Consider the following 22007-nt stretch of genomic DNA (forward strand, 5'->3'; position numbering starts at 1 on the left):
TCTTTTGTCTCTCGAAGAGGCCATAATCCCTGTGAGTCACATCACCCAGGGAAGGCATCGCCATGCAGGCATCACGGATCACCACCATCGGCGCCACGACGACGACCCTGCTGCTCGGCCTCACGGCCTGCGGCGGGGGCGGCGGGGGAGGGGAGGCCAATGCCTGGGTGCTCAACGGAGGGGTCTGGCCCGTCGTCGAGGAGGACTTCGAGGCCTGGAACGAGGAGAATCCGGATCAGGCGATCACCGTGGACTCCTTCGCCAACGACGTCTACAAGGAGCGCATCCGCACCGCCGTCGGCTCGGGCGAGGCGCCCACGCTGATCGTCGGCTGGACCGGCGGCACGCTGCTGGAGTATGTGGAGCACGATTACGTCGTCGACCTCACCGAGTCCACCGAAGACCTGCGCGAGCGGCTCATCGACTCCGTGGTCGCCAACGGGGAGGTGGACGGCAGCACCTACGCGGTGCCGATGAACAACGTCCAGCCGGTGGTCATGTACGTCAACCAGGCCGTCTTCGACGAGGTCGGCGTCGACGTCCCCACCGACTGGGACGAGATGCTCGAGGCCGTGGAGGCCTTCAACGACGCCGACATCGTCCCCTTCGCACTCGCGGGCGGCTCCCGATGGCCGATGCTGATGTGGGCCTCGTACCTGACCGACAGGATCGGCGGTCCGGAGGCCTTCGACGCCGTCGTCGCCGGCGAGCCCGACGCCTGGTCCCATCCGGCGATCATCGAGGCGCTCGAGCGGGTCCAGGAGCTGCTCGACGCCGAGGCCTTCGACCCGAACTTCTCCTCCGTGGTGGCCGACCAGAACGAGGATGCCCAGATGCTCGCCGACGGGCGGGCCGCCATGGTGCTGCAGGGATCCTGGGTGTACTCGCGCATGCTCGAGGACGTCCCCGACTTCGCCGCCTCCGGGGACCTGGCGTTCACCACTTTCCCGGAGATCCCGGGCGGGGCAGGGGACCCGGCCAACATCGTGGGCAACCCGGCGAACTTCTGGTCCGTGTCCGCGGACGCCTCCGAGGAGGACCAGCAGGCGGGGATCGACTACCTCAGCGAGCACCTGTTCAACGACGAGTCCGTGGACGCCATGCTGGAGACGGGCAACATCCCGCCGCTGGAAGGGCTCGAGGAGAAGATCGCCGACACGGAGGACGAGGAGTTCCTGGGCTTCGCCTATGACATGGTGCGAGACGCCCCGAGCTTCCAGCTGTCCTGGGACCAGGCGGTGGACCCGAGCCAGGAGCAGCCGCTGCTGGAGAACCTGGAGAGCGTCTTCCTGGGGCAGATCACCCCGGAGGAGTTCGCCGAGAACATGAACGCCACTCAGCCGGAGTGAGGGCCGGAGTCAGTGATCAGTCGTCGCTGCGCACGCGGGAGGCCACGGCCTGCAGGTGCGTGCGCAGCGTACGACGCATCAGCTCCGGGTCTCCGGACTCGAAGGCCTCCAGCACCGCTTCATGCTCGGCCAGGGCTTCGTCCAGATCCAGCTCTCCGTGGTCCACCGTCTGGCGGAGGCGCTGCACATGGGCGCTGAGTGACTCACTGGTCTGCAGCAGATAGCGGTTCCCGGCCGCCTCGAGGATGACCCGGTGGAAGTCACGGTCAGCCTCGAAGTACTCCCGCAGGTCCTCGAAGTCCTGCGGGGCGGCGTCGCCTGCCGTGTGGCTCTCGGCGTGGCCCTCCTGGGTCCGCAGGGCGCGTACCCGTTGGGCGGCGCGGACGTGCCGCTCGTGGGCGGCGCGCAGCACAGGGGCCAGGGCGGCGGCCCGCTCGGCGGCGCGCTCCACGGCGGCCATCTCCACGATCATGCGCATCTCGAACAGTTCGCGCAGCTGCTGGCCGCTCAGTTGGGGCGCCACCCGGTATCCCTTCAGCGCCACCCGGGTCACCAGCCCGGTGTGCTCCAGCTGCACCAGAGCCTCCCGCACCGGGGTGGGGGAGACGTCCAGCTCCCGGGCCAGGGCGTCGATGCTCATCGAGCTGCCCGCAGGCGCCGAGCCGTCCAGGATGCGGTCGAACAGGGCGGAGTAGACCTCATCGCGCAACGCGCGCCGGGCCACCCGGGCGCCGGGGTCGGTGGCATCGGAGTCGCCGCCGCGGAGGTCGGAGCGGCGGCCGGAGCGAGGGCTGAGCGAGCGGTTCATCGTCTGGTGATCCTAGCGGGTCGACGGCGACACGGTCCTGCATCTTCCTATTTCCTATAGGATATGCGAGCATGTGGTCCGAACCACAGGACCTGCGTCACAGTCCGGGGAAGGTCGTCCGATGCCCCGGCAGAGAGGACCCGCCCATGCCCGTCCAGACCCCGAGCCCTGTCCCGTACGCGGCGGAGACCTGGCCCATCGCCGGCAACATGCTCGCCTTCGGCCCCACCGGCCCCAGCGGGCGCCCCTGGTGGGACGAGCCCGCCTCCGCCTGGGCCGACTGCCTGGCCCAGATGCGCGACCTCGGCTTCACCCACATCGATCCCACCGACGCCTGGCTGCCGCTGCACCGGCTCAGCGACGCCCGGATCGCCGAGTTCAAAGCGGTCCTGGCCGACCACGGCCTGCAGATCCCCTCGATCTCCATGACGCGGAACTCCGTGGTGGACGTCCAGCACGGGGAACGGAACCTCGCCGACGCCCACCGGCTCCTCGACCTGGCTCCGGAGTTCGGCGCCACCATCGTCAACACCGGATTCATGCAGGCCTTCACCTCCGCCCAGGCCGACGCCCTGTGGTTCTGGCTGGCCGACGGGCACGTGGACGACCCCGCCCTGCGGCCCCTGGCGGTCGAGCGCATCCGTGAGCTCGGCGACCACGCGCAGGCCAACGGCGTCGAACTGAGCCTGGAGATGTACGAGGACACGTTCGTCGGCACTCCCGATGAGGCCGTGGCCTTCCTCCGCGACGTCGACCATCCGGCCGTCGGGCTCAACCCCGACCTCGGCAACCTGGTGCGGCTCCATCGCCCCGTGGAGGACCCCGACGCGATGTTCGAGAAGGTCCTGCCGCACACCAACTTCTGGCACATCAAGAACTACTCGCGGGACTTCGACCCCGCCACCGGGGCCCACGCCACCGCGCCGCTGCCGCTGAAGCACGGCTACATCAACTACCGGCGCATCATCCGCCGGGCCCTGGAGCTCGGCTTCACCGGACCGTTCTGCTGCGAGCACTACGGCTCCGACTCCATCGGCGTCTGCGCCGAGAACCGTGACTACATCCGCCAGGTGCTCCGCTCCGCGCTGCCCACCGGCTGATCCCGTCCCTGACCCAAGGAGAACACCCGCATGACCACCATCAGCACCGTCACCGTCGTCGGCGCCGGCTACATGGGTGGCGGCATCGCCCAGTCCATGGCTCTGGCCGGCTTGGACGTCCAGATCGTCGACGTCGACTCCGAGACCACCGCCCGCGGCCTGGAGCGCCTGCTCGCTGAGGCCCAGCAGTTCGAAGACCAGGGCCTCTACCCGGCCGGCTCCACGGAGACCATCCGCACCCACCTGAGCGCCGGCACGAGCTTCGAGGCCGCCGTCGCCCGGGCCGACCTCATCGAGGAGGCCGTCTTCGAGTCCCCCGAGGTCAAGCAGGAGGTCCTCGGGCGCATCTCCGAGCACGCCCGTGAGGACGCCATCATCGGGACCAACACCTCCACCATTCCCGTCCACGTGCTCGCCCCGCATGTGACCAACCCTGGCCGATTCCTCACCGTCCACTTCTCCAACCCGGCCCCCTTCATCCCGGGTGTCGAACTCGTCTCCGGAGAGGCCACCGAGGCCTGGGCGGTCGAGGCCGTCAAGGAGCTGCTGCCGCGCATCGGCAAGGAGGGCGCCGAGGTCGCCGACGTGCCCGGCATGGTGCTCAACCGCCTCCAGTACGCTCTGCTCAAAGAGGCCGTCACCGTCGTCGAAGAGGGCGTGGCCACCCCGGAGGCGGTGGACATCATCGTCCGTACCACCTTCGGCTTCCGGCTGGGCTTCTTCGGGCCCTTCGCCATCGCCGACCAGGCCGGCCTGGACGTCTACGCCAAGTGCTTCCGCATCGTCGAAGAGGCCTTCGGAGAGCGTATGGCCACCCCGCAGATGCTGCTCGACCAGGTGGAGTCCGGCCGTCACGGGGTGAAGAACGGCAAGGGCTGGACCGGCGACTTCGACGAGCAGACCGCCGCCGAGCTCATCGCCTACCGCAACAAGGCCTACGCCCGGATGGGTGACCTGCTGCGCGAGCTCGGCCCGGCGCCGACGGGCACCCGCCCCGAGGGGACGGACTGAGTCCCATGGACGGCATCACCCTCGCCGTGGAGCACCCCACCTGGGCGCTCATGCTCATCGCGGTCGCCGCCATCGCGGCCCTGCTGGTGCTCATCGTCAAGGTCAAGCTCCACGCCTTCTTCGCCCTGATCATCGTCTCCCTGCTCACCGCACTGGTCGCCGGGATCGGCATCGGCGACGTCCTCGACGTCGTGGTGAGCGGATTCTCCACCACCGTGGGCAACGTGGCGCTGCTCATCGGCTTCGGCGCGGTGCTGGGCCGCCTCGTGGAGGCCTCCGGCGGCGCCCAGGTGCTGGCGGACCGTATGCTGCGCACCTTCGGCGAGCGCAAGGCGCCGCTGGCGCTCGCCGTGGCCTCCCTGTTCTACGCCTTCCCGATCTTCCTGGACGCCGGGTTCATCGTGATGCTGCCGATCATCTACACGGTGGCCCGCCGACTGGGCGGCAGCTTCATGCTCTACGTGCTGCCCTCCATCGGGGCGTTCCTGATGATGCATGCGCTCACCCCGCCGCATCCGGGCCCGACGGCGGCGGCCACCGTGATGGGCGCCGACGTCGGCACCGTGCTGCTGGTGGCTCTGCTGGTGGGTCTGCCCACCTGGTACCTGGCCGGCTACCGACTTGGCCTCGTGCTGGCCAGGCGATACCCCGGCTACCCGGTGCCGACGCTGTTCGGTGAACCCGAAGTCAAGGAGGAGGACGAGCTGCCGGCTTTCGGCACGGTGATCGGCTGCCTGGTGCTTCCGCTTGTGCTGATCTTCTTCAACACGCTGTCCTCCACGCTGGAGGCCGACGGCACGCTGCCCACCGAGAGTCCCGTCTACGCGCTGTCCCAGCTGATCGGCCCCACCCCGGTGGCGCTGCTGATCTCCTCTCTGGTAGCCATGTACCTGCTGTACATCCGCCCCCGCCGGGCCCGCGGCGCCACGGTGGGCTCGGCGCTGTCCGACCTCACCGACAACGCCCTGGCCCCGGTCTGCTCGATCATCCTGATCACCGGAGCCGGCGGTGCCTTCGGCGCCGTGCTGACCGCCACCGGCATCGGGGAGTCCATCGCCGACGGCCTCGACGCCATGGGGCTGCCGGTCATCCTCGCCGGGTTCCTGGTGGCGGTGGTCATCCGCGTCGCCCAGGGGTCGGCCACCGTCGCGGCCACCACGGCCGGCTCCATCATGGCCCCCGCTGTGGCCGGGCTCGGCCTGGACGGCTTCGCGCTGGCCACCGTGGTGGTGGCCATCGTGGCGGGCTCCATCACCTGCTCCCACTTCAACGACTCCGGCTTCTGGCTGGTGGGCCGTTTCTGCGGGTTCGACACCATGACCACGCTGAAGACCTGGAGCGTCATCGGCACCGCGATCGGCGTCATGGCCTTCCTGCTGAGCTGGGCGGCCTACGCGCTGGTCGTCTGAGAGAACGGAACCGAGGACACCTGATGACCTACCTGATCAACGACGCCTCCGACTTCGCTGCCGAGGCGGTGGCGGGATTCGTCGCCGCCCACCCTGAGCACGTGATCGCCGTCCATGGAGGGGTGGTCCGGGCGCGGCAGACACCGCCCGGCCAGCCCGCCCTGGTGATCGGCGGCGGCTCCGGCCACTACCCGGCCTTCGCCGGCTGGGTCGGCCCAGGGATGGGCCACGGCGCCCCCTGCGGCAACATCTTCGCCTCCCCCTCGGCCTCCCAGGTGCATGCGGTGGCCCGCAACGCCGACAACGGGGGAGGGGTCATCCTCGGCTTCGGCAACTACGCCGGCGATGTGCTCCACTTCGGGGCGGCCGCCGAGAAGCTGCGCGCCGAGGGCATCGACACCCGTATCGTGGCCGTCACCGACGACGTCGCCTCCGGGCCCGCCGACCAGCGGCGCACCCGGCGCGGCATCGCCGGGGACCTGCCGGTCTTCAAGATCACCGGTGCGGCCATCGAGGCGGGCGCCGACCTGGACGAGGCCGAGCGGATCGCCCGCCGGGCCGACAGCGCGACGATCTCCCTGGGCGTGGCCTTCGACGGCTGCACCCTGCCCGGGGCCCAGGAGCCCCTGTTCCACGTGGAACCCGGCACCATGGGGGTCGGCCTGGGCATCCACGGCGAACCGGGAGTGGAGGACCGTGCCCTCGGCACCGCCGACGAGGTCGCGGACCTGCTGGTGGAAGGCCTGCTCGCCGAGCTCCTCGCCGTGCAGGCCGCGGTCGCTCCCGCCGGACACTCCGGCCGGGTGGCGATGCTGCTCAACGGGCTGGGCACGGTCAAGTACGAGGAGCTCTTCGTGGTCCACCGGCGGGTGGCGGAACGTCTTGCCGACGCCGGGCTCACCGTGGTGCGTCCCGAGGTCGGTGAGTTCGTCACCAGCCTCGACATGGCAGGTCTCTCGCTGACCCTCGTGGTCCTCGATGAGGAGTTGGAGCGCCACTGGCTCGCCCCCGTAGACACTCCCGCGCTCCGGCGCGGCGGCGCCGTCGTCGGACCCAGTGCTGAGGCCCCCTCCCGCGATGAGATCTACGCTCCCGGCGCCGAGGCGATCCCGGAGGCCGCCGAGGCCTCCCGGGCCTGCGCCGCCCAGGTGCTGCGGCTGGTGGAGCGCTTCGAGGCCACCTGCGCGGCGCACGAGGAGGAGCTGGGCCGCATCGACGCGGTCGCCGGAGACGGGGACCACGGTCAGGGCATGCGCCTGGGCACCCGGGGTGCGGTGGCCGCCGCCCAGGAAGCCCTCGACGGCGGCGCCGGGGTGCGCACGCTGCTGGTGCGGTCCGGCTCCGCCTGGGCCGAATCCGCCGGAGGCACCTCCGGAGCCCTGTGGGGCGCCGCTCTGACGGCAGCCGGCGGTGCGCTGAGCGACGATGCGGCCCCCACTGACGCCGACGTCGCCGCCGCACTGGGCGCCGCCGTGGACGCCGTCGCTCGGCTCGGGGGGGCCCAGCCCGGGGACAAGACCATGATGGACGCCGCCGCCCCCTACGCCCGGAGCCTGGCCGCGACGTTCCACGCCGACGGGGATCTGGCCGCCGCCGCACGGCAGGCCGCTCGCACCGCCCAGCAGGCCGCGGAGGCCACCGCAGAGCTCACCGCCCGGCTCGGCCGCTCCCGGGTGCTGGGTGAGAAGTCCCGCGGCACCCCTGACCCCGGGGCGGTCTCCTTCGGCATGCTCGCCGCCGACGTCGCCTCCTGGCTCGAGGCCCGCTGATGGGACTGGCCGCGACGTCGTCGTGCTGGATCGGCACCAGCTGGAAGATGACCAAGACCCTCGCCGAGGCGCGCCGTTACGCGGCCGGACTCGCCGAGACTCTCCAGGCCCGCCCGGAGCTGACCGACGCTGTGCAGGCATTCGTCATCCCGCCGCACACCGCGCTGGCCGAGGTGGACCGGCAGCTGCAGCACGTCCAGGCCCAGGTGCTGCTGGGTGCCCAGAACGCCCACTGGGAGGACGCCGGCGCCTGGACCGGGGAGATCTCAGTGCCGCAGGCGGCCGACGCCGGGGCCCGGCTGATCGAGATCGGCCACTCCGAGCGGCGCGAGCACTTCGGCGAGACGGTGGAGATCACCGCGCTGAAGGTCCGCGCCGCGCTGCGCCATGGGCTGCGGCCCCTGCTGTGCGTCGGTGAGCCCGCCTCGGTCCGGGACGCCGACGAGGCCGAGGAGTTCATCCTCGCCCAGGTGCGCGGGGCGCTCGCCGGGCTGGACTCCGCCCAGTTGGCGCGGGTGTTGGTGGCCTATGAGCCCATCTGGGCCATCGGCGAGCACGGCAGGCCCGCCACGGCGCAGGAGCTCGCCGCGCCCTTCGCCGCCCTGGACCGTGCCTACGGCGCCCAGGTGGAGGCGGTGCTCTACGGTGGCTCCGTCAACCAGGACAATGCGGCTGAGCTGCTGGAGATCCCCGGGGTGGACGGGCTGTTCGTCGGCCGCTCGGCCTGGGGGCTGGACGGGTATCTGGAGCTGCTGAAGATCGGGGCCTCCCATGGGCGGGCCCATCGTGGCAGGCTGGACGGATGAGCTCCATGACGCTGGACGACCTGCTCGAACCCGGATCCACGCTGCGCAAGGTCGCTGACGGCGCCACGTGGTCGGAGGGGCCCTGCTGGGTGCCGGACGCCGGCGTCGTGCGCTGGTCCGACATCCCCGGCGACCGCATCCTGCAGTACGACCCCGCCAGCGGGGAGACTACGGTGCATCGGGAGGGTGTGGAGTTCACCAACGGGCGGACGCTGCGTCCCGACGGCGCGGTGGTGCAGTGCTCCCACGGGCTGCGCCGGGTGGAGGTGGAGGTGGCCGAGGGTCAAGGTCCGGCGGTCACTCCGGTGGTGGAGCGCTGGGCCGAGGGGCGGTTCAACTCGCCCAACGACGTCGTCGTCGCCTCCGACGGAGCCGTCTGGTTCACGGATCCGCCGTACGGCATCGTCAACCCGGAGGAGGGTCACCCCGGGGAGATGGAGTACGGCGGCTGCCACGTGTTCCGCGTGGACCCGCACTCTGGGGAGGCCCAGCCGATGGTCACCGAGATGGGCGACCCCAACGGGCTGGCGTTCTCCCCCGACGAGTCGGTGCTCTACGTCAGCGACACCCTCGCCGCCCGGAAGCCGGGAGAGGGGAGCCCGCACCATGTGCGCGCCTACCCGGTGATCCGCGACGGGGAGGCCGCCCGGACCGGTCGGGCGGTGCGCTGCGGCGAGGGTTGGACGCTGTTCGAGATCGCCGAGGGTGTGCCGGACGGCATCCGGGTGGACGTGGGCGGCCGCATCTGGAGCTCCGCCGGGGACGGAGTGCACCTGTACTCGCCGTCCGGCGAGCATCTGGGGCACCTGCCGGTCCCGGAGGTGGTGTCGAACCTGTGCTTCGGCGGCCCGGACGGCCTCGACCTCTACATCACCGCCACCACCGGGCTGTACCACCAGCGGGTCACCGTCCGCGACGCCGCCTGGCGCGGCTGACAGCGCTCGCCCTTCACAGAAGATCGTCCCTCCGTGAGAGATCGTCGCTGTATCGAGGGACGATCTCTCATAGAGGGACGATCTTTCGTATGTGCCCTGGGGTTCCGCTGCGACGTCGTCCCTGGTCAGCTGGAAGACATGACGTTCGGGCTCCTGGCCGCCGTCGAGGCGGCATACCGAGCCGACCCGTTGAGCAAGACCCAGTGGGATGACCCGTATCCGCAGCGCCTCCTGCCAGGCGAAGACTGGGCGCCGCCCGAGGACGCGTATTCCCGGGTCAGCGAGCCTGAGAAGTACCGGATCGTCGGCGCACGGGCCCGGGCCTGGGAGCGTGCGCTGGAGCGGCTGGGTCTCGGTGACGCCGGGCTGGCCACAGCGCCGACCACTGGTCCGACGGCAGCGTTGAACGCGGTGCCGACGGCCTGGACCTTCCAGCCGGAGCAGCCGCAGGTGCGTCTCATCGTGCCCCGGTGCTCCTGGGGTGGGAGCCGGACTGCGGCTGCGACGCCTGCGATTCCGGCTCCGCAGATCTGCTGGAGGCTGTCGACACATTGATGGTGACCGTCGTCGCAGGGATCACGTATGTCCGAGGAGGCCGCGGGCGGCGCCGCTGGGAGGTCAGGACGACTCCCGACGGGTGGTCAGGCTACGGCCTGAGAGGTTCACGCGACATCGACGGCATCCTGGCCGACGCCCGCGCGGGCCGGGTGCGTCGGGGGTGGCAGGTGCTGCGCGGGGAGCCCTGGTGGGCCGCTCGGTAGGCTGAGCCCATGCCTCCAGAGTTGCCCCGGATCCTCACCGACGACGTCGTCGGCGTCCGGTGGGCGCGGTGGTACTTCGCGGTCCAGGCGCTCGGAGGGATCATGTGGTGGGTGGGTGTCTTCACCGTCCCGTGGGTCCGCCGGTCGACACTCGGGGGACTCGACCCAGTGCTTGTGGGGATCCTGGACGTGCCGCTCTTCGTGGTCGCCTCAGCGCTGGTGGCCGCTGGACTGCGGCCGCTGATCTGGGTGGCCGTTCCCTGGACGGTGCTGGTGACGGCTGCGATGGTCGGGTACGCCTCGATCACCGGGCAGGCGGGCTGGGGTGCGCTGATCATGATCGCGGCGGCCTGCGGCTCGCTGGGAGCCGGGGAAGTCCTGCGTCGCGGGCGATTGCCGGCCGAGCTGCTGCTGCGCGGGCCCTTCCGCTTCCGGGTGGCGCGGGCCTCGAGCCGTGGTCGACTGGTGCGGCAGACGTTCGCTCAGCTGGCCGTCTTCTGGCTGCTGTTCCTCGTCGTCCTGCCCGGGATCATCCTGTGGTGCGAGCACCGGTGGGGCCTGGGGCTCGAGCTGCAGGGCGCCGTCGCCGGCATCGTGGCCGCCGTGGGTGGCGTCGTGCTTCTCGGCGCGAGTCTGCTGGGCGTCTGGTCCGCCTGGACCATGTGCACGCTCGGTGAGGGCACTCCGCTGCCGGCGGCCCAGCCCCGCCGTCTGGTGACCGCCGGGCCCTACCGGCACCTGCGCAACCCGATGGCGGTGGCCGGCATCGTCCAGGGAGTGGCCGTGGGCATGCTGGTCGGGTCCTGGCTGGTGATCGCCTATGCCGTGGCCGGTTCCCTGATCTGGAACACTCTGGTCCGGCCGCTCGAGGAGGCTGACCTCGCGGCCCGGTTCGGCGCCGAGTTCGACGAGTATCGCCGCCGAGTGGGCGTGTGGCTGCCGCGGTGGGAGAGCCTGAGAACGCGCACCTGAGCAACTTATCGTCTCCTCATGAGAGATCGTCGCTGTATTGAGGGACGATCTCTCACCGAGAGACGATCTGCCGTGCCGTGCGGGCGCCCGAGCCTCCCGTGCACTCTGCGAGAGCGTGACCATCTCTGTCGCTGTGCACATCACCCTCGACGCCGCCTCGCATCCTCCCCTGACCTGTGGCGCTTGACACCCTCGTGCGCGGTATTTAGTCTTGCGGAAAGACGAAATAGGGATCACACTCCGGTGGCACCCCCGGGGGGGCATCCGTCGCGGCACCGGCGACGACGCTCCCGCCGCCGCGCCGAGCACACCGCCGACCGCACCGTCGTCGGCGTGCTCGGAGGCGCCGGCGTCCACCACCTCGCACCGAAGGGAAAGGACCCCTCATGAGCCGCAGAACACCGCTCCGCATCGCCACCGCAGGCGTCGCGGCCACCTCTCTGCTCGCCCTCTCCGCCTGCGGCGGAGGGAGCGGCGGAGACGGCGCCGACGCCTGGATCCTCACCGGCGGCGGCTGGCCCACGATCGCCGAGGACTTCGACCGCTGGAACGAGCAGGCCGAGGACGGCGAACAGATCTCCGTGGAGGAGTTCGAGAACGACGCCTACAAGGAACGCATCCGCACAGTGGTCGGCTCCGGCGAGGCACCCACGCTGATCATGTCCTGGACCGGGGGCGCGCTGAACGAGTACGTCGCCCAGGACCGCGTGGTGGACCTCACCGAGCAGGTCGGCGAGCTCGAGTCCCGCGTGCACGAGTCCGTCTGGCAGAACGGCGAGGTCGACGGCGCCCAGTATGCGGTGCCGATGAACGACGTCCAGCCGGTGGTCATGTACTACAACCAGGAGCTCTTCGACGAGGTCGGACTCGAGGTCCCGCAGACCTGGTCCGAGGTCGAGGAGGCCATCGAGGTCTTCAACGAGCACGACGTCACCCCGTTCTCGCTGGCCGGCGGCTCCGTCTGGCCGGCGCTGATGTGGCTGCAGTACCTCACCGACCGCCACGGCGGCGAGGAGGTCTTCCAGGCCGTGGTCGACGGCGAGGCGGAGGCCTGGAGCGACGAGTCCATCCTGTTCGCGCTGGAGACCATCCAGGATCTGGCCACCGAGGGCGGCTTCGACGCCGACACCTTCACCGGAGTCGACGCCGGCCAGAACGAGGACGCCCGCCTGCTCGCCGACGGCGAGGCCGCCATGCTGCTGCAGGGCTCGTGGGTCTACGCCACCGTGCACTCGGACTTCCCCGACTTCGCGGAGTCCGGGAACTTCGGCTTCGCCGAGTTCCCCGTCCTGGAGGACGGCGCTGGGGACCCCAGCAACATCGTGGGCAACCCGGCCAACTTCTGGTCGGTCTCCGCCGACGCCTCCGAGGAGGAGCAGCAGGTCGCCCTGGACTACATCACCGAGCACCTCTACAACGAGGACACCGTCCAGACCATGGTCGAAGGCGGCGGTCTGCCCCCGCTGAACGACATCGACGACGTCATCGCCGAGACCGAGGACGCCGACTTCCTGCAGTTCGCCGACGAGATCGTCGCCGGGGCGAACCACTTCCAGCTCTCCTGGGACCAGGCGGTGGCGCCTGAAGTGGCCCAGCCGCTGATGGAGAACCTGGAGAACATCCTCCTGGGGACCATCACTCCGGAAGAGTTCGCCGAGAACATGAACGCCTACCAGGACTGAGCCCACCAGCATCATGACTCAGACCGCTTCCCCCGTCCGCCGTGGCGGGATCACCGGGCGGCGCCAGAAGGGACCTTCGTTCCTCATGGCGCTGCCCGCGGTCCTGTTCTTCGGCGTCTTCGCCCTCATCCCGCTGGCCGGCGTGGTGGTCCTGTCCTTCATGAGCTGGGACGGCCTCGGTTCTCCCAGCTTCGTGGGACTGGACAACTGGTTCCGGATCCTGGAGCGCGACCACACGCACAACGCGCTGTGGCTGACCTTCGTCTTCGTGACCGTCTCGTTCATCTTCCAGGCACCGGTGGCGCTGCTGCTGGGTGTCTTCATGGCCGGCGTGCAGAAGTACCGAGCCTTCCTGTCGGTGCTGTTCTTCCTGCCGCTGCTGTTCTCCTCGGTGGCGGTCGGTCTGACCTTCCAGGCGCTGTTCAGCCCGAACTACGGGATCAGTACGGCCCTGCCCTTCGACTGGCTGCCGGCTCAATGGCTCGGGAACCCGGACATCGCCCTCTACGTGGTGATCTTCGTGGTGGGATGGTGCTTCGTCCCCTTCCACTCGCTGCTCTACCAGGCCGGCGTGCGCCAGATCCCCGCCTCCCTGTACGAGGCGGCCACCATCGACGGCGCCGGGCGGGTGCGGCAGTTCTTCTCCATCACGCTGCCCCAGCTGCGCTATACCGCGATCACCTCCTCCACGCTGATGCTGGTGGGCTCGCTGACCTACTTCGACCTGGTGTTCGTGCTGACCCAGGGCGGCCCCGGCAGTGCCACCAGGATCCTGCCGCTGGACATGTACATCACCGGCTTCCGCAACTTCGACATGGGCGGCGCCTCGGTGATCGCCGTGATCCTGGTCGCCGTCGGACTGACCCTCTCCCTGGCGCTGAACAAGATCTCCGGATCCAGCCGTATGGAGAGTGACAAGGCAGGTATGGGATGAGCACCGAGACCGTGAAGACCCCCGAACGCGCCGCCGAGAAGGTCGTCACCCCCGCGGGGCGCCCGACGCCGAACCGCCGCAAGGCGCGCAAGCCCACCGAGCGTCCCAACGTGCTGGCGGGGATCTCCGGCTGGCTCTGGCTGGCCGTGATCATCCTGCCGATCTACTTCATCGTCATCACGGCATTCCGTGACCGTTCTGACCTGGCACAGTCGAACCCGCTGGTGCCGTCGACGGAGCCGACGCTGGGCAACTTCGTCCGGGTCATCGAGAACGACTTCTTCCACTTCTTCCTCAACTCGGTGATCGTCACCCTGGCCACCGTCGCCGTGGTGCTGGCCGTCTCGCTGATGGCCTCCTACTACATCGTGCGCTCGGTCAGCGCCGGCGGGCAGCGGCTGTTCAGCGTGATCCTGCTGGGCATCGCGATCCCGGTGCAGGCCACGATCATCCCGGTGTACTACCTGATCCGGCAGCTGGGTCTGTATGACACCCTGTGGGCGCTGATCCTGCCGCAGATCGCCTTCGCGATCCCGCTGAGCGTGCTGATCATCGTCAACTTCGTCCGGGACATCCCGGCGGAGCTGTTCGAGTCCATGCGGATGGACGGCGCCGGGGAGTGGAAGATCCTGTGGAACCTGGTGGTGCCGATGTCGATCCCCGCGCTGATGACCGTGGGCATCTACCAGGCGCTGCAGGTGTGGAACGGGTTCCTGTTCCCGCTGATCCTCACCCAGTCCCGTGACGTGCGCGTGCTGCCGCTGTCCCTGTGGGAGTACCAGGGCCAGTTCGCCATCGACGTGCCCGCCACTCTGGCCGCCGTCGTGCTCTCGGCGGTGCCGCTGCTGGTGGCCTACATCCTGGGCCGCCGGTACATCGTCGCCGGCCTGACCGCCGGCTTCGGCAAGTGATCTGACGCCCCCTCGACCCCGACGATCTTCCCGAAGGAGCTCCCATGAGCGACGTGACCACCCAGAACGCCTCTGCCGTGGACCGGATCACCGGTCCGTGGAACGACGCCTCGCTGCCGGTTGCGGAGCGGGTCGAGGCGCTGCTGGCGCAGATGACCCTGGAGGAGAAGGTCTCTCAGCTGGGCTCCCACTGGGAGATGCGCGAGGACGAGGAGGCCCAGGGGGAGGTCGCCCCCATGGAGGACGCCATGTCCGCCGGGAAGCTGCCCTTCGCGCAGGAGATCGTCGACGGCGAGGGCCACCTGACCCGCACCTACGGCACCGTGGCGCTGACCGTCCCCGAGGGGGCGAAGGACCTGCGCGAACGGCAGGCCGCCGTGGTGGCCGCCAACCGTTTCGGCATCCCCGCGATCGCCCATGAGGAATGCCTCACCGGTTTCACCGCCTACCAGGCGACCGTCTACCCGACCTCTCTGGCCTGGGGCGCGACCTTCGACCCCGAGCTCATCGAGGAGATGGCCGCCGCCATCGGGCGGGACATGGCCGCCGTCGGCGTCCACCAGGGGCTCTCGCCGGTGCTCGACGTCGTCCGGGACGCCCGATGGGGCCGGGTGGAGGAGACCATCGGCGAGGACCCGTATGTGATCGGGACCCTGGGCACCGCCTATGTGAAGGGGCTGCAGCGGGCAGGGATCATCGCCACGCTGAAGCACTTCGCCGGCTACGCCGCCTCCCGCGCGGCGCGGAACCACGCCCCGGTGCACATCGGCCCCCGTGAGCTGGAGGACCTGATCCTGGTGCCCTTCGAGATGGCGGTACGCGAGGGGCAGGTCGGTTCGGTGATGAACTCCTACGCCGACATCGATGGCGAGGCCCCCGCCGCCTCCACGCGGCTGCTCACCGAGGTGCTGCGCGATCGGTGGGGCTTCGAGGGCACCGTGGTCGCCGACTACTGGTCCGTGGCCTTCCTCGAGAAGATGCACCGTGTGGCCGAAGACCAGGCGGAGGCGGCGCGCCTGGCCGTGAGCGCCGGGCTCGACGTGGAGCTGCCGCACACCGGCGGCTACCGCACTCTGGCCCAGCAGGTGCGCGATGGGAAGCTCGACGAGGCCGTCCTCGACCGCTCCGTGCGCCGGGTGCTGCGCCAGAAGATCGAGCTCGGTCTGCTCGACGCCGCCGAGGGTGAGGCCTATGAGCCTGCCGTGGACGAGAGCATCGACCTGGACTCCCCGGCCAACCGTGCCCTGGCGCGGAAGGTCGCCGAGCGTTCGCTGGTGCTGCTGGCCAACGACGGCGTCCTGCCGGCTCAGCCGCAGTCCCTGGCCGGCAGGCGGATCGCCGTCGTCGGGCCCTCCGCCGACGAGCCGCGCACCATGATGGGCTGCTACTCGTTCCCCAACCATGTGCTGGCCAAGTACCCCGCCGGGACCTTCCCGCACCAGGGGATCGGCGTGCCGATGCCCACCATCCTCGCCGCGCTGCGCGAGGCCTACGAAGGCGCCGAGATCACCTATGCCGGCGGCGCCCCGATCGTGGAGCATGACACCTCCGGCATCGCCGCGGCCGCACGGGCCGCGGCGGAGTCCGACCTGGCCGTGGTGACGGTGGGCGACATCGCCGGCATGTTCGGCGCGGGCACCTCGGGTGAGGGCTGCGATGTGGAGGACCTGCGGCTGCCCGGCGCCCAGCACGAGCTGGTGGAGGCCGTGCTGGACGCCGCTGAGGCCTCCGGGACTCCTGTGGTGCTGGTGGTGGTCTCCGGACGCCCCTACGCGCTGGGCGGCCTGGCCCAGCGGTGCTCGGCGATCGTGCAGGCCTTCTTCCCCGGTGAGGAGGGCGCCCCCGCCCTGGCCGGGCTGCTCACCGGCGCAGTGGAGCCGACCGGGCGCCTGCCGATCGGCGTGCCCGCGCATCCGGGCGGCCAGCCGGCGGGCTACATCGCCGCCCCGCTGGGACAGAACAGCCAGGGGGTGTCCAACCTGGACCCGACACCGCTGTATCCCTTCGGCCACGGGCTGAGCTACTCCACTGTGGAGTATCGGGATCTGCGCCTGTCCGCGGAGGAGATCGCCGTCGACGGCACGGTGGAGGCCACCGTCACCGTCGCCAACACCGGGGAGCGTCCGGTGGATGAGGTCGTGCAGCTCTACGTGGGCGACCCGGTGGCCCAGGTGGCCCGCCCGGTCCGGCAGCTGGTCGGCTATGCGCGGGCCGCCCTGCAGCCCGGGGAGACCCGCGAGGTGACCTTCACCCTCCATGCCGACAGGTTCTCCTTCACCGGTGTGCAGCTGCGCCGGATCGTGGAGCCGGGACGCATCGACCTGTGGTCCGGACCCTCCGCCGGGGATCTGCTCCTGGAGGCCTCCGTGCGGCTGACCGGTGAGATCCGTGAGGTCGGCGAGGGACGGGTGCTCACAACCCCGGCCCTCGTGAGCTGACCGGGCCGCCTCGCGTCATAGCGTCTGCGGAACCCCATCGGATGACCGTGGCCCCGTGTCGGGTTTAGGATGCGGGCACGAGCAGTCGACTGCGGGCACCCGTGCCCGCCGCGAAAGGAGTTCCCGATGGCAGAAGACCAGTACTCCGACTACACCGTGCCGGGTCTGGCCCGCGAGAACGGACATGAGATCGCCGGCCTGCTCCAGGTCCGGCTCCACGCCCTGAACGACCTGCAGCTGGCCCTCAAGCATGTCCACTGGAACGTGACCGGGCCGCACTTCATCGCTGTCCACGAGATGCTCGACCCCCAGGTCGACGTCGTGCGCGGCTTCGTGGACGAGACCGCCGAGCGGATCGCGACCCTGGGCGGCAGTCCCAGCGGCCGCACCGGTGAGCTCGTGGCCCGCCGCCACTGGGAGGACTACCCGCTCGGCAAGGCCGACTCCATGGCCCACCTGGCGGAGCTGGACAGGGTCTACACCGGCGTCATCGAGGATCACCGTGACGTCCTCGCCAAGGCCGGGCAGGTGGACCCCATCACCGAGGACATGCTCATCGGTCAGGTCAAGGAGCTGGAGCTGTTCCAGTGGTTCATCCGTTCCCACCTGGAGCGCGCCGGGTCCTGAGCCTTGCGGGTGCTGAGCCTTGCCGGCCCTCCGAGGGCGGGCTTCAGTCCCGCTGGGCGATGAGCCCCTGCCGCGAGGCGTAGGCCTCGCGCACCTGGGGGGTCGACTCCGCGGTGAAGGTGTGGACCGCCGAGGTGGTCCACGACGGCGGCTCCTGGGCCCCGGAGAGCACCCAGGCTGCCTGGCGGGCCGCGCCGTCGGCCACATACTCGCCGGGCTCGGGCACCTGCACCTGCCGGCCCAGCACCGCCGGAGCGATCTGCTGCACGGCCGCCGAACGGGCAGCCCCGCCGATCAGCTTCACCGACTCCACCGGGACGCCCAGGGCCGTCATGGCCTCCAGTCCGTCCGCCAGCCCACACAGCAGGCCCTCCACGGCGGCGCGGGCCACGTCCTGCGGGTTCATCGAGGCCAGGGACAGCCCGATGAACGAGCCGGTGGCCCGGGGCAGGTTCGGGGTCCGCTCACCCTCCAGGTACGGGATCAGGGTCAGCCCGTTCGCGCCCGGCTCCGCGGCCAGCGCCAGCTCGGCCAGCCCGGCGTGGTCCACGCCCAGCATCCGGGCCGCGCCGTCCAGCACGCGGGAGCCGTTGAGGGTGACCGCCAAGGGCAGGAATTGGCCGGTGGCGTCGGCGAAGCCGGTGACCATCCCGGTGGGGTCCTGGATGGGCCCCGGCGAGATCGCGGAGACCACTCCGGAGGTGCCGATGCTGATCGCCACGTCCCCGGGCCGCATGCCCAGTCCCAGGGCGGCGGCGGCGTTGTCCCCGGCGCCCGGGCCGAGCACCAGGTGGCCCCACCCCCGGGAGGCGTCGCCCGTGGCGGCCTGTTCGTTCGCCGTCACCACCCGCGGCAGCACGACGCTGCGGGCCTGATCCTCGGAGATCCGCAGGGCGCGGGCCAGCAGGTCATAGCGGTACTGGCCGGCCGCCGGGTCGTAGTACCCGGTGCCGGAGGCGTCGGAGCGGTCGGTGGTCAGGTCGCGGATGTCGGAGGATCCGGAGAGCCGCCAGGTCAGCCAGTCGTGGGGGAGGGCGACGGCGGCCACGCGCCGGGCGTTCTCGGGCTCCGCGTCGGCCAGCCAGCGCAGCTTGGTCACCGTCAGCGACGCCACAGGCACCGAGCCGGTGGCCGCCGTCCAGGCGGCGGCGCCGTCGGTCCCTCCGCCGAGCTCCTCGATCAGGGTCGCTGCGGCATCGGCGCTGCGGGTGTCGTTCCACAGCAGCGCGTCTCGGATGACCTGCCCGTCGGCGTCGAGGGCCACCAGGCCGTGCTGCTGGCCGCCCACCGCGGCGGCGGCGACGTCGGCGAGCCCGCCGGCCTGCTCGAGTGCCTCCAGCAGCGCCTCCCACCAGGCGGAGGGGGCCACTTCGGTGCCCTCCGGGTGCTTGGCGGAGCCGCTGCGGACTTCGGCGCCGGTCTCGGCGTCGCGGATGATGACCTTGCAGGACTGGGTCGAGGAATCGATTCCGGCCACGAGAGGGGGCACCGGGGTCTCCTTCGTCAGGTGATGGGGGCGGAATGGCGTCGGGGCCAGTGTAGTGAGGCTGGTGAGTCAGGTCACCGGACAGATGAGTCCGGAGGACCCACCTGGCGTCGGGCTGCTGCGCGACGTCGGGCGGATCCTCCGGACTCATGCTCGCCGCCGGGAGGCGGGTGACGCGGGCGGTGCGTCAGCCGATGAGGTGACGCAGCGCCAGCTGGTTGAGCTTCACGAAGCCGAAGTTCCGCTGCGCGGCGGCCTCCGGGTCGAAGTCCTCATAGGTGGACCGGTCGGCCAGCAGGTCGGCCACGGTCTCGCCCTCGGCCAGGGTGGACTCGCCCAGCTCGAAGACGCCGGCGGTCCGGAAGGCCTCCTGGACCTTCGGGTCCTCGCGGTAGGCCTTCGCCTTCTCGGCGAGCAGGGTGACCATCTCGACGTTGGCCTTTGCGGAGTCCCAGATGCCGTCCACGTAGTCGGTGCGGGAAGGCTTGTAGTCGAAGTGCAGCCAGCCGTCGTAGCGCGGCCCGCCGTTGGGGAAGCCGTTGACCAGCAGGTCCACGGTGAAGAAGGCGCTGATGAGGTCGCCGTGGCCGAAGACCAGGTCCTGGTCGTACTTGATGGAGCGCTGGCCGTTGAGGTCGATGTGGAACAGCTTGCCGGCCCACAGCGCCTGGGCGATGCCGTGGGTGAAGTTCAGCCCGGCCATCTGCTCGTGGCCGGTCTCCGGGTTCAGGCCGACGATGTCGCCGTTGTCCAGCTGGGCGATCAGGCCCAGGGCGTGGCCGATGGTGGGAAGGAAGATGTCGCCGCGGGGCTCGTTGGGCTTGGGCTCCAGCGCGATGCGCAGGTCGTAGCCCTTCTCCTTGATGTAGCCGGCGATGGTGTCGATGCCCTCGGCGTAGCGCGCGTGCGCGGCGTGGAGGTCCTTGGCGTTGTCATACTCGGAGCCCTCGCGGCCGCCCCACATGACGAAGGTCTCGGCGCCGAACTCGGCGGCCCGGTCCACGTTGCGCAGCAGCTTGCGCAGGCCGAAGCGGCGGATGGAGCGGTCGTTGGAGGTCAGGCCGCCGTCCTTGAACACCGGGTGGCCGAAGGTGTTGGTGGTGACCATCTCGACCTTCAGGCCCACCTCGTCGGCGACGTCCTTGAAGCGGGTGAACCACTTCTCCCGCTCGGCCTCGTCGGTGCCGAAGGGGGCGACGTCGTCGTCATGGAAGGTGACGCCGGAGGCGCCGGCCTCTTTGAGCTTCGGCAGGTACTCCCACGGCTCGAAGGCCGGGCGGGAGGCGGAGCCGAACTGGTCCTGGGCGGTCCAGCCCACGGTCCAGAGGCCGAAGGAGAATTTGTGGTCCTGAGGGGTGGTCATGAGGTCCTCCTGAGGGAAAGGGAGTGGGTGAGCACGTAGGGTGGGTGCAGACTTGTGACCCGGCACTCATTTTGTATCTAGATAAAACATAAATCCTATGGAGGCTAAGATCAAGTCCGTGACGGATCCGACACGCAGCCCCACCCCGCCCCCAGGGCCTGGCCACGTCTCGGGCGCGGGCCCCACCGGCCGCCTGGGCGGCTTCGGCCCTGGCCCTGTCGCCCGCCTGGGACGGCGCGGCATCAGCCGCGGCCTCACCGGCAACGGCGCTCCTCAGGAGGATCTCGACGCCGGCTCCGGCCGTCGCGAGAGACCCCCTCATCACCGTGCGCAGCGCCCCGGAGCTCGCCAGGAGACCCTGCGCGAGTCCAACCTGCTGCTCATCACCGAGGAGATCTTCTCCGCCGCGGAGCCGCCGTCGCGCGCCGACCTGTCCATCCGCACCGGCATGACCCGCTCCACGGTCTCCCGCCTGGTGGACGACCTGCTCGCCGCGGGCATCGTGCGCGAGGGCTCGCCGATCGTCGGGGGTACCCGGGGGCGCCCCGCCGTCCCGCTGCACCCGGCGCGCGGCACCCTCGCCGGCCTGGGCGTGGAGATCAACGTGGACTTCATGGCCGCCCGCGTCCTGGACCTCACCGGCACCGCGTTGGCGGAGGAGCTCATCGAAGGCGACTTCTCCGCCTCCGACCCTCAGGAGGTCATCCCGCAGATCGGCGAGATGGCGCTGCGTGTGGCCCGGCGGGCCGCCGAGGCCGGTGCCCGTGTGGTGGGTACCGTCATGGCGCTGCCCGGCCTGGTGACCGCCGAGGAGGACCACCTGATGCTGGCGCCGAACCTCGGGTGGCGCGACGTCGACGTCCCTCGCCTGATGTGCCGGTCCCTGGGCGGCCCGGAGCGGCTGTCCCAGCTGCCTGAGGGCAGCCCCCGGCTCGCTGAGTTCGGAGACTTCTTCGTGATCGCCAACGAGGCCAAGCTCGCCGCGTTGGCCGTGGCTCAGGAGTTCAGCGCCCGCGAGCAGGAGGAGCAGACCTTCTTCTACGTCTCCGCTCAGATGGGCATCGGCGCCGCCGTGGTCATCGACGGGATCGTCGACGCCGGCCCCCGCGGCTGGGCCGGGGAGATCGGCCACGTCGCCGTCGAGCCCGGCGGCCCGCAGTGCGGCTGCGGGTCCTCCGGCTGTCTGGAGGTGTTCGCCGGCAAGCGCGCGCTGCTGGAGGCGGCGGGCCTGGAGCCTGATGCCGACGCCGAGACGCTCGTGGCGCTCACCGAATGGGAGGACGAGCCCGGCGAACGGGCCCGCCAGGCCATCGACCGTGCCGGCTGGGCGCTCGGCGTCGCGCTCTCCGGGGCCGTGAACCTGCTGGACGTGGACGACATCGTCCTCGGCGGAGAGTTCGGGCCGCTGGCTGACCTGCTGCGGCCGCGCATCGAGCAGGAGCTGCGCCAGCGCGTGCTCGCCGCCCGATGGAGCCGGTTCCGGGTGCGGGAGACCTCCATCCGCCTCTCACCGGCCACCACCGGCGGGGCGCTGCGTGCGCTGCGCGCCGTGGTGGACGAGCCGCTCCGCTGGGTGCCCCAGGCCACCTGAGGGCCAGCCGCGCCCTGGAGTGGACTGGTGCGCCGAGCGGCAGGGGCTCCGTCGT

General features: G+C 70.7%; 19 protein-coding genes. 16 read left to right on the top strand and 3 right to left on the bottom strand.

Features of this window, described 5'->3' with window-relative positions:
• Positions 1 to 62 precede the first annotated feature (62 nt).
• Entirely contained in the window at positions 63 to 1349 is a 1287-nt protein-coding gene (locus ABD658_RS02760) for an extracellular solute-binding protein (RefSeq protein ID WP_311025509.1), read from the top strand.
• Positions 1350 to 1365: 16 nt separating this feature from the next.
• Here the strand turns inward: ABD658_RS02760 and ABD658_RS02765 are convergent, their stop codons facing one another.
• The gene (locus ABD658_RS02765) at positions 1366 to 2157 is read right to left on the bottom strand and encodes a GntR family transcriptional regulator (protein ID WP_344685128.1); all 792 of its coding nucleotides are present in this window, start codon (positions 2155 to 2157) and stop codon (positions 1366 to 1368) included.
• A 146-nt stretch (positions 2158 to 2303) separates the two neighbouring features.
• Here ABD658_RS02765 and ABD658_RS02770 point away from each other — a divergent pair, with 146 nt between their 5' ends.
• From ABD658_RS02770 to ABD658_RS02830, 14 genes are all read left to right on the top strand, one after another.
• Positions 2304 to 3257, top strand: a complete 954-nt coding sequence (locus ABD658_RS02770) for a sugar phosphate isomerase/epimerase family protein (protein WP_344685126.1) — start codon at positions 2304 to 2306, stop codon at positions 3255 to 3257.
• A 30-nt stretch (positions 3258 to 3287) separates the two neighbouring features.
• Positions 3288 to 4268 (top strand): 3-hydroxyacyl-CoA dehydrogenase family protein, encoded by a 981-nt coding sequence (locus ABD658_RS02775; RefSeq protein ID WP_070158801.1) that lies wholly within the window; start codon positions 3288 to 3290, stop codon positions 4266 to 4268.
• 5 nt (positions 4269 to 4273) lie between these two features.
• A complete protein-coding gene (locus ABD658_RS02780; protein ID WP_070158800.1) occupies positions 4274 to 5677 on the top strand; it encodes a GntP family permease in 1404 nt (467 codons plus the stop codon).
• A gap of 23 nt (positions 5678 to 5700) precedes the next feature.
• Positions 5701 to 7446 (top strand): dihydroxyacetone kinase family protein, encoded by a 1746-nt coding sequence (locus ABD658_RS02785; RefSeq protein ID WP_344743791.1) that lies wholly within the window; start codon positions 5701 to 5703, stop codon positions 7444 to 7446.
• Positions 7446 to 8252: a triose-phosphate isomerase gene (locus ABD658_RS02790; protein ID WP_344685119.1), complete on the top strand. Its 807-nt coding sequence runs from the start codon at positions 7446 to 7448 to the stop codon at positions 8250 to 8252. Before ABD658_RS02785 ends, ABD658_RS02790 begins: the two co-directional genes overlap by 1 nt.
• A 5-nt stretch (positions 8253 to 8257) precedes the next feature.
• Positions 8258 to 9187, top strand: coding sequence for an SMP-30/gluconolactonase/LRE family protein (locus ABD658_RS02795; protein WP_344743848.1), 930 nt, complete (start codon positions 8258 to 8260; stop codon positions 9185 to 9187).
• Between the two features lie 138 nt (positions 9188 to 9325).
• Entirely contained in the window at positions 9326 to 9742 is a 417-nt protein-coding gene (locus tag ABD658_RS02800) for a DUF6226 family protein (protein ID WP_344685115.1), read from the top strand.
• The gene (locus ABD658_RS15345) at positions 9658 to 9948 is read left to right on the top strand and encodes a DUF6226 family protein (RefSeq protein WP_425544564.1); all 291 of its coding nucleotides are present in this window, start codon (positions 9658 to 9660) and stop codon (positions 9946 to 9948) included. Before ABD658_RS02800 ends, ABD658_RS15345 begins: the two co-directional genes overlap by 85 nt.
• 9 nt (positions 9949 to 9957) lie before the next feature.
• Complete coding sequence (locus tag ABD658_RS02805; RefSeq protein WP_344685113.1) at positions 9958 to 10920, top strand: methyltransferase family protein; 963 nt, start codon at positions 9958 to 9960, stop codon at positions 10918 to 10920.
• Between the two features lie 386 nt (positions 10921 to 11306).
• Positions 11307 to 12602, top strand: a complete 1296-nt coding sequence (locus ABD658_RS02810; RefSeq protein ID WP_344685111.1) for an extracellular solute-binding protein — start codon at positions 11307 to 11309, stop codon at positions 12600 to 12602.
• A 13-nt stretch (positions 12603 to 12615) separates the two neighbouring features.
• A complete protein-coding gene (locus ABD658_RS02815) occupies positions 12616 to 13536 on the top strand; it encodes a carbohydrate ABC transporter permease (RefSeq protein ID WP_344685108.1) in 921 nt (306 codons plus the stop codon).
• A complete protein-coding gene (locus ABD658_RS02820; protein ID WP_083277215.1) occupies positions 13533 to 14447 on the top strand; it encodes a carbohydrate ABC transporter permease in 915 nt (304 codons plus the stop codon). Before ABD658_RS02815 ends, ABD658_RS02820 begins: the two co-directional genes overlap by 4 nt.
• Positions 14448 to 14491: 44 nt before the next feature.
• Positions 14492 to 16885 (top strand): glycoside hydrolase family 3 N-terminal domain-containing protein, encoded by a 2394-nt coding sequence (locus ABD658_RS02825; RefSeq protein WP_344685103.1) that lies wholly within the window; start codon positions 14492 to 14494, stop codon positions 16883 to 16885.
• A gap of 126 nt (positions 16886 to 17011) precedes the next feature.
• Positions 17012 to 17512, top strand: a complete 501-nt coding sequence (locus ABD658_RS02830; RefSeq protein WP_344685101.1) for a Dps family protein — start codon at positions 17012 to 17014, stop codon at positions 17510 to 17512.
• 43 nt (positions 17513 to 17555) lie between these two features.
• Here the strand turns inward: ABD658_RS02830 and xylB are convergent, their stop codons facing one another.
• Positions 17556 to 19001 (bottom strand): xylulokinase, encoded by a 1446-nt coding sequence (gene xylB / locus ABD658_RS02835; protein ID WP_344685099.1) that lies wholly within the window; start codon positions 18999 to 19001, stop codon positions 17556 to 17558.
• 184 nt (positions 19002 to 19185) lie between these two features.
• Entirely contained in the window at positions 19186 to 20361 is a 1176-nt protein-coding gene (gene xylA, locus ABD658_RS02840) for a xylose isomerase (protein WP_344685096.1), read from the bottom strand.
• Positions 20362 to 20479: 118 nt separating this feature from the next.
• On the opposite strand from xylA, the gene ABD658_RS02845 reads away from it, so the two are divergent.
• Complete coding sequence (locus ABD658_RS02845) at positions 20480 to 21952, top strand: ROK family transcriptional regulator (protein WP_344685094.1); 1473 nt, start codon at positions 20480 to 20482, stop codon at positions 21950 to 21952.
• Positions 21953 to 22007 lie beyond the last annotated feature (55 nt).

Source organism: Nesterenkonia aethiopica, assembly GCF_039534665.1.
Taxonomy (GTDB): Bacteria; Actinomycetota; Actinomycetes; order Actinomycetales; family Micrococcaceae; genus Nesterenkonia; species Nesterenkonia aethiopica.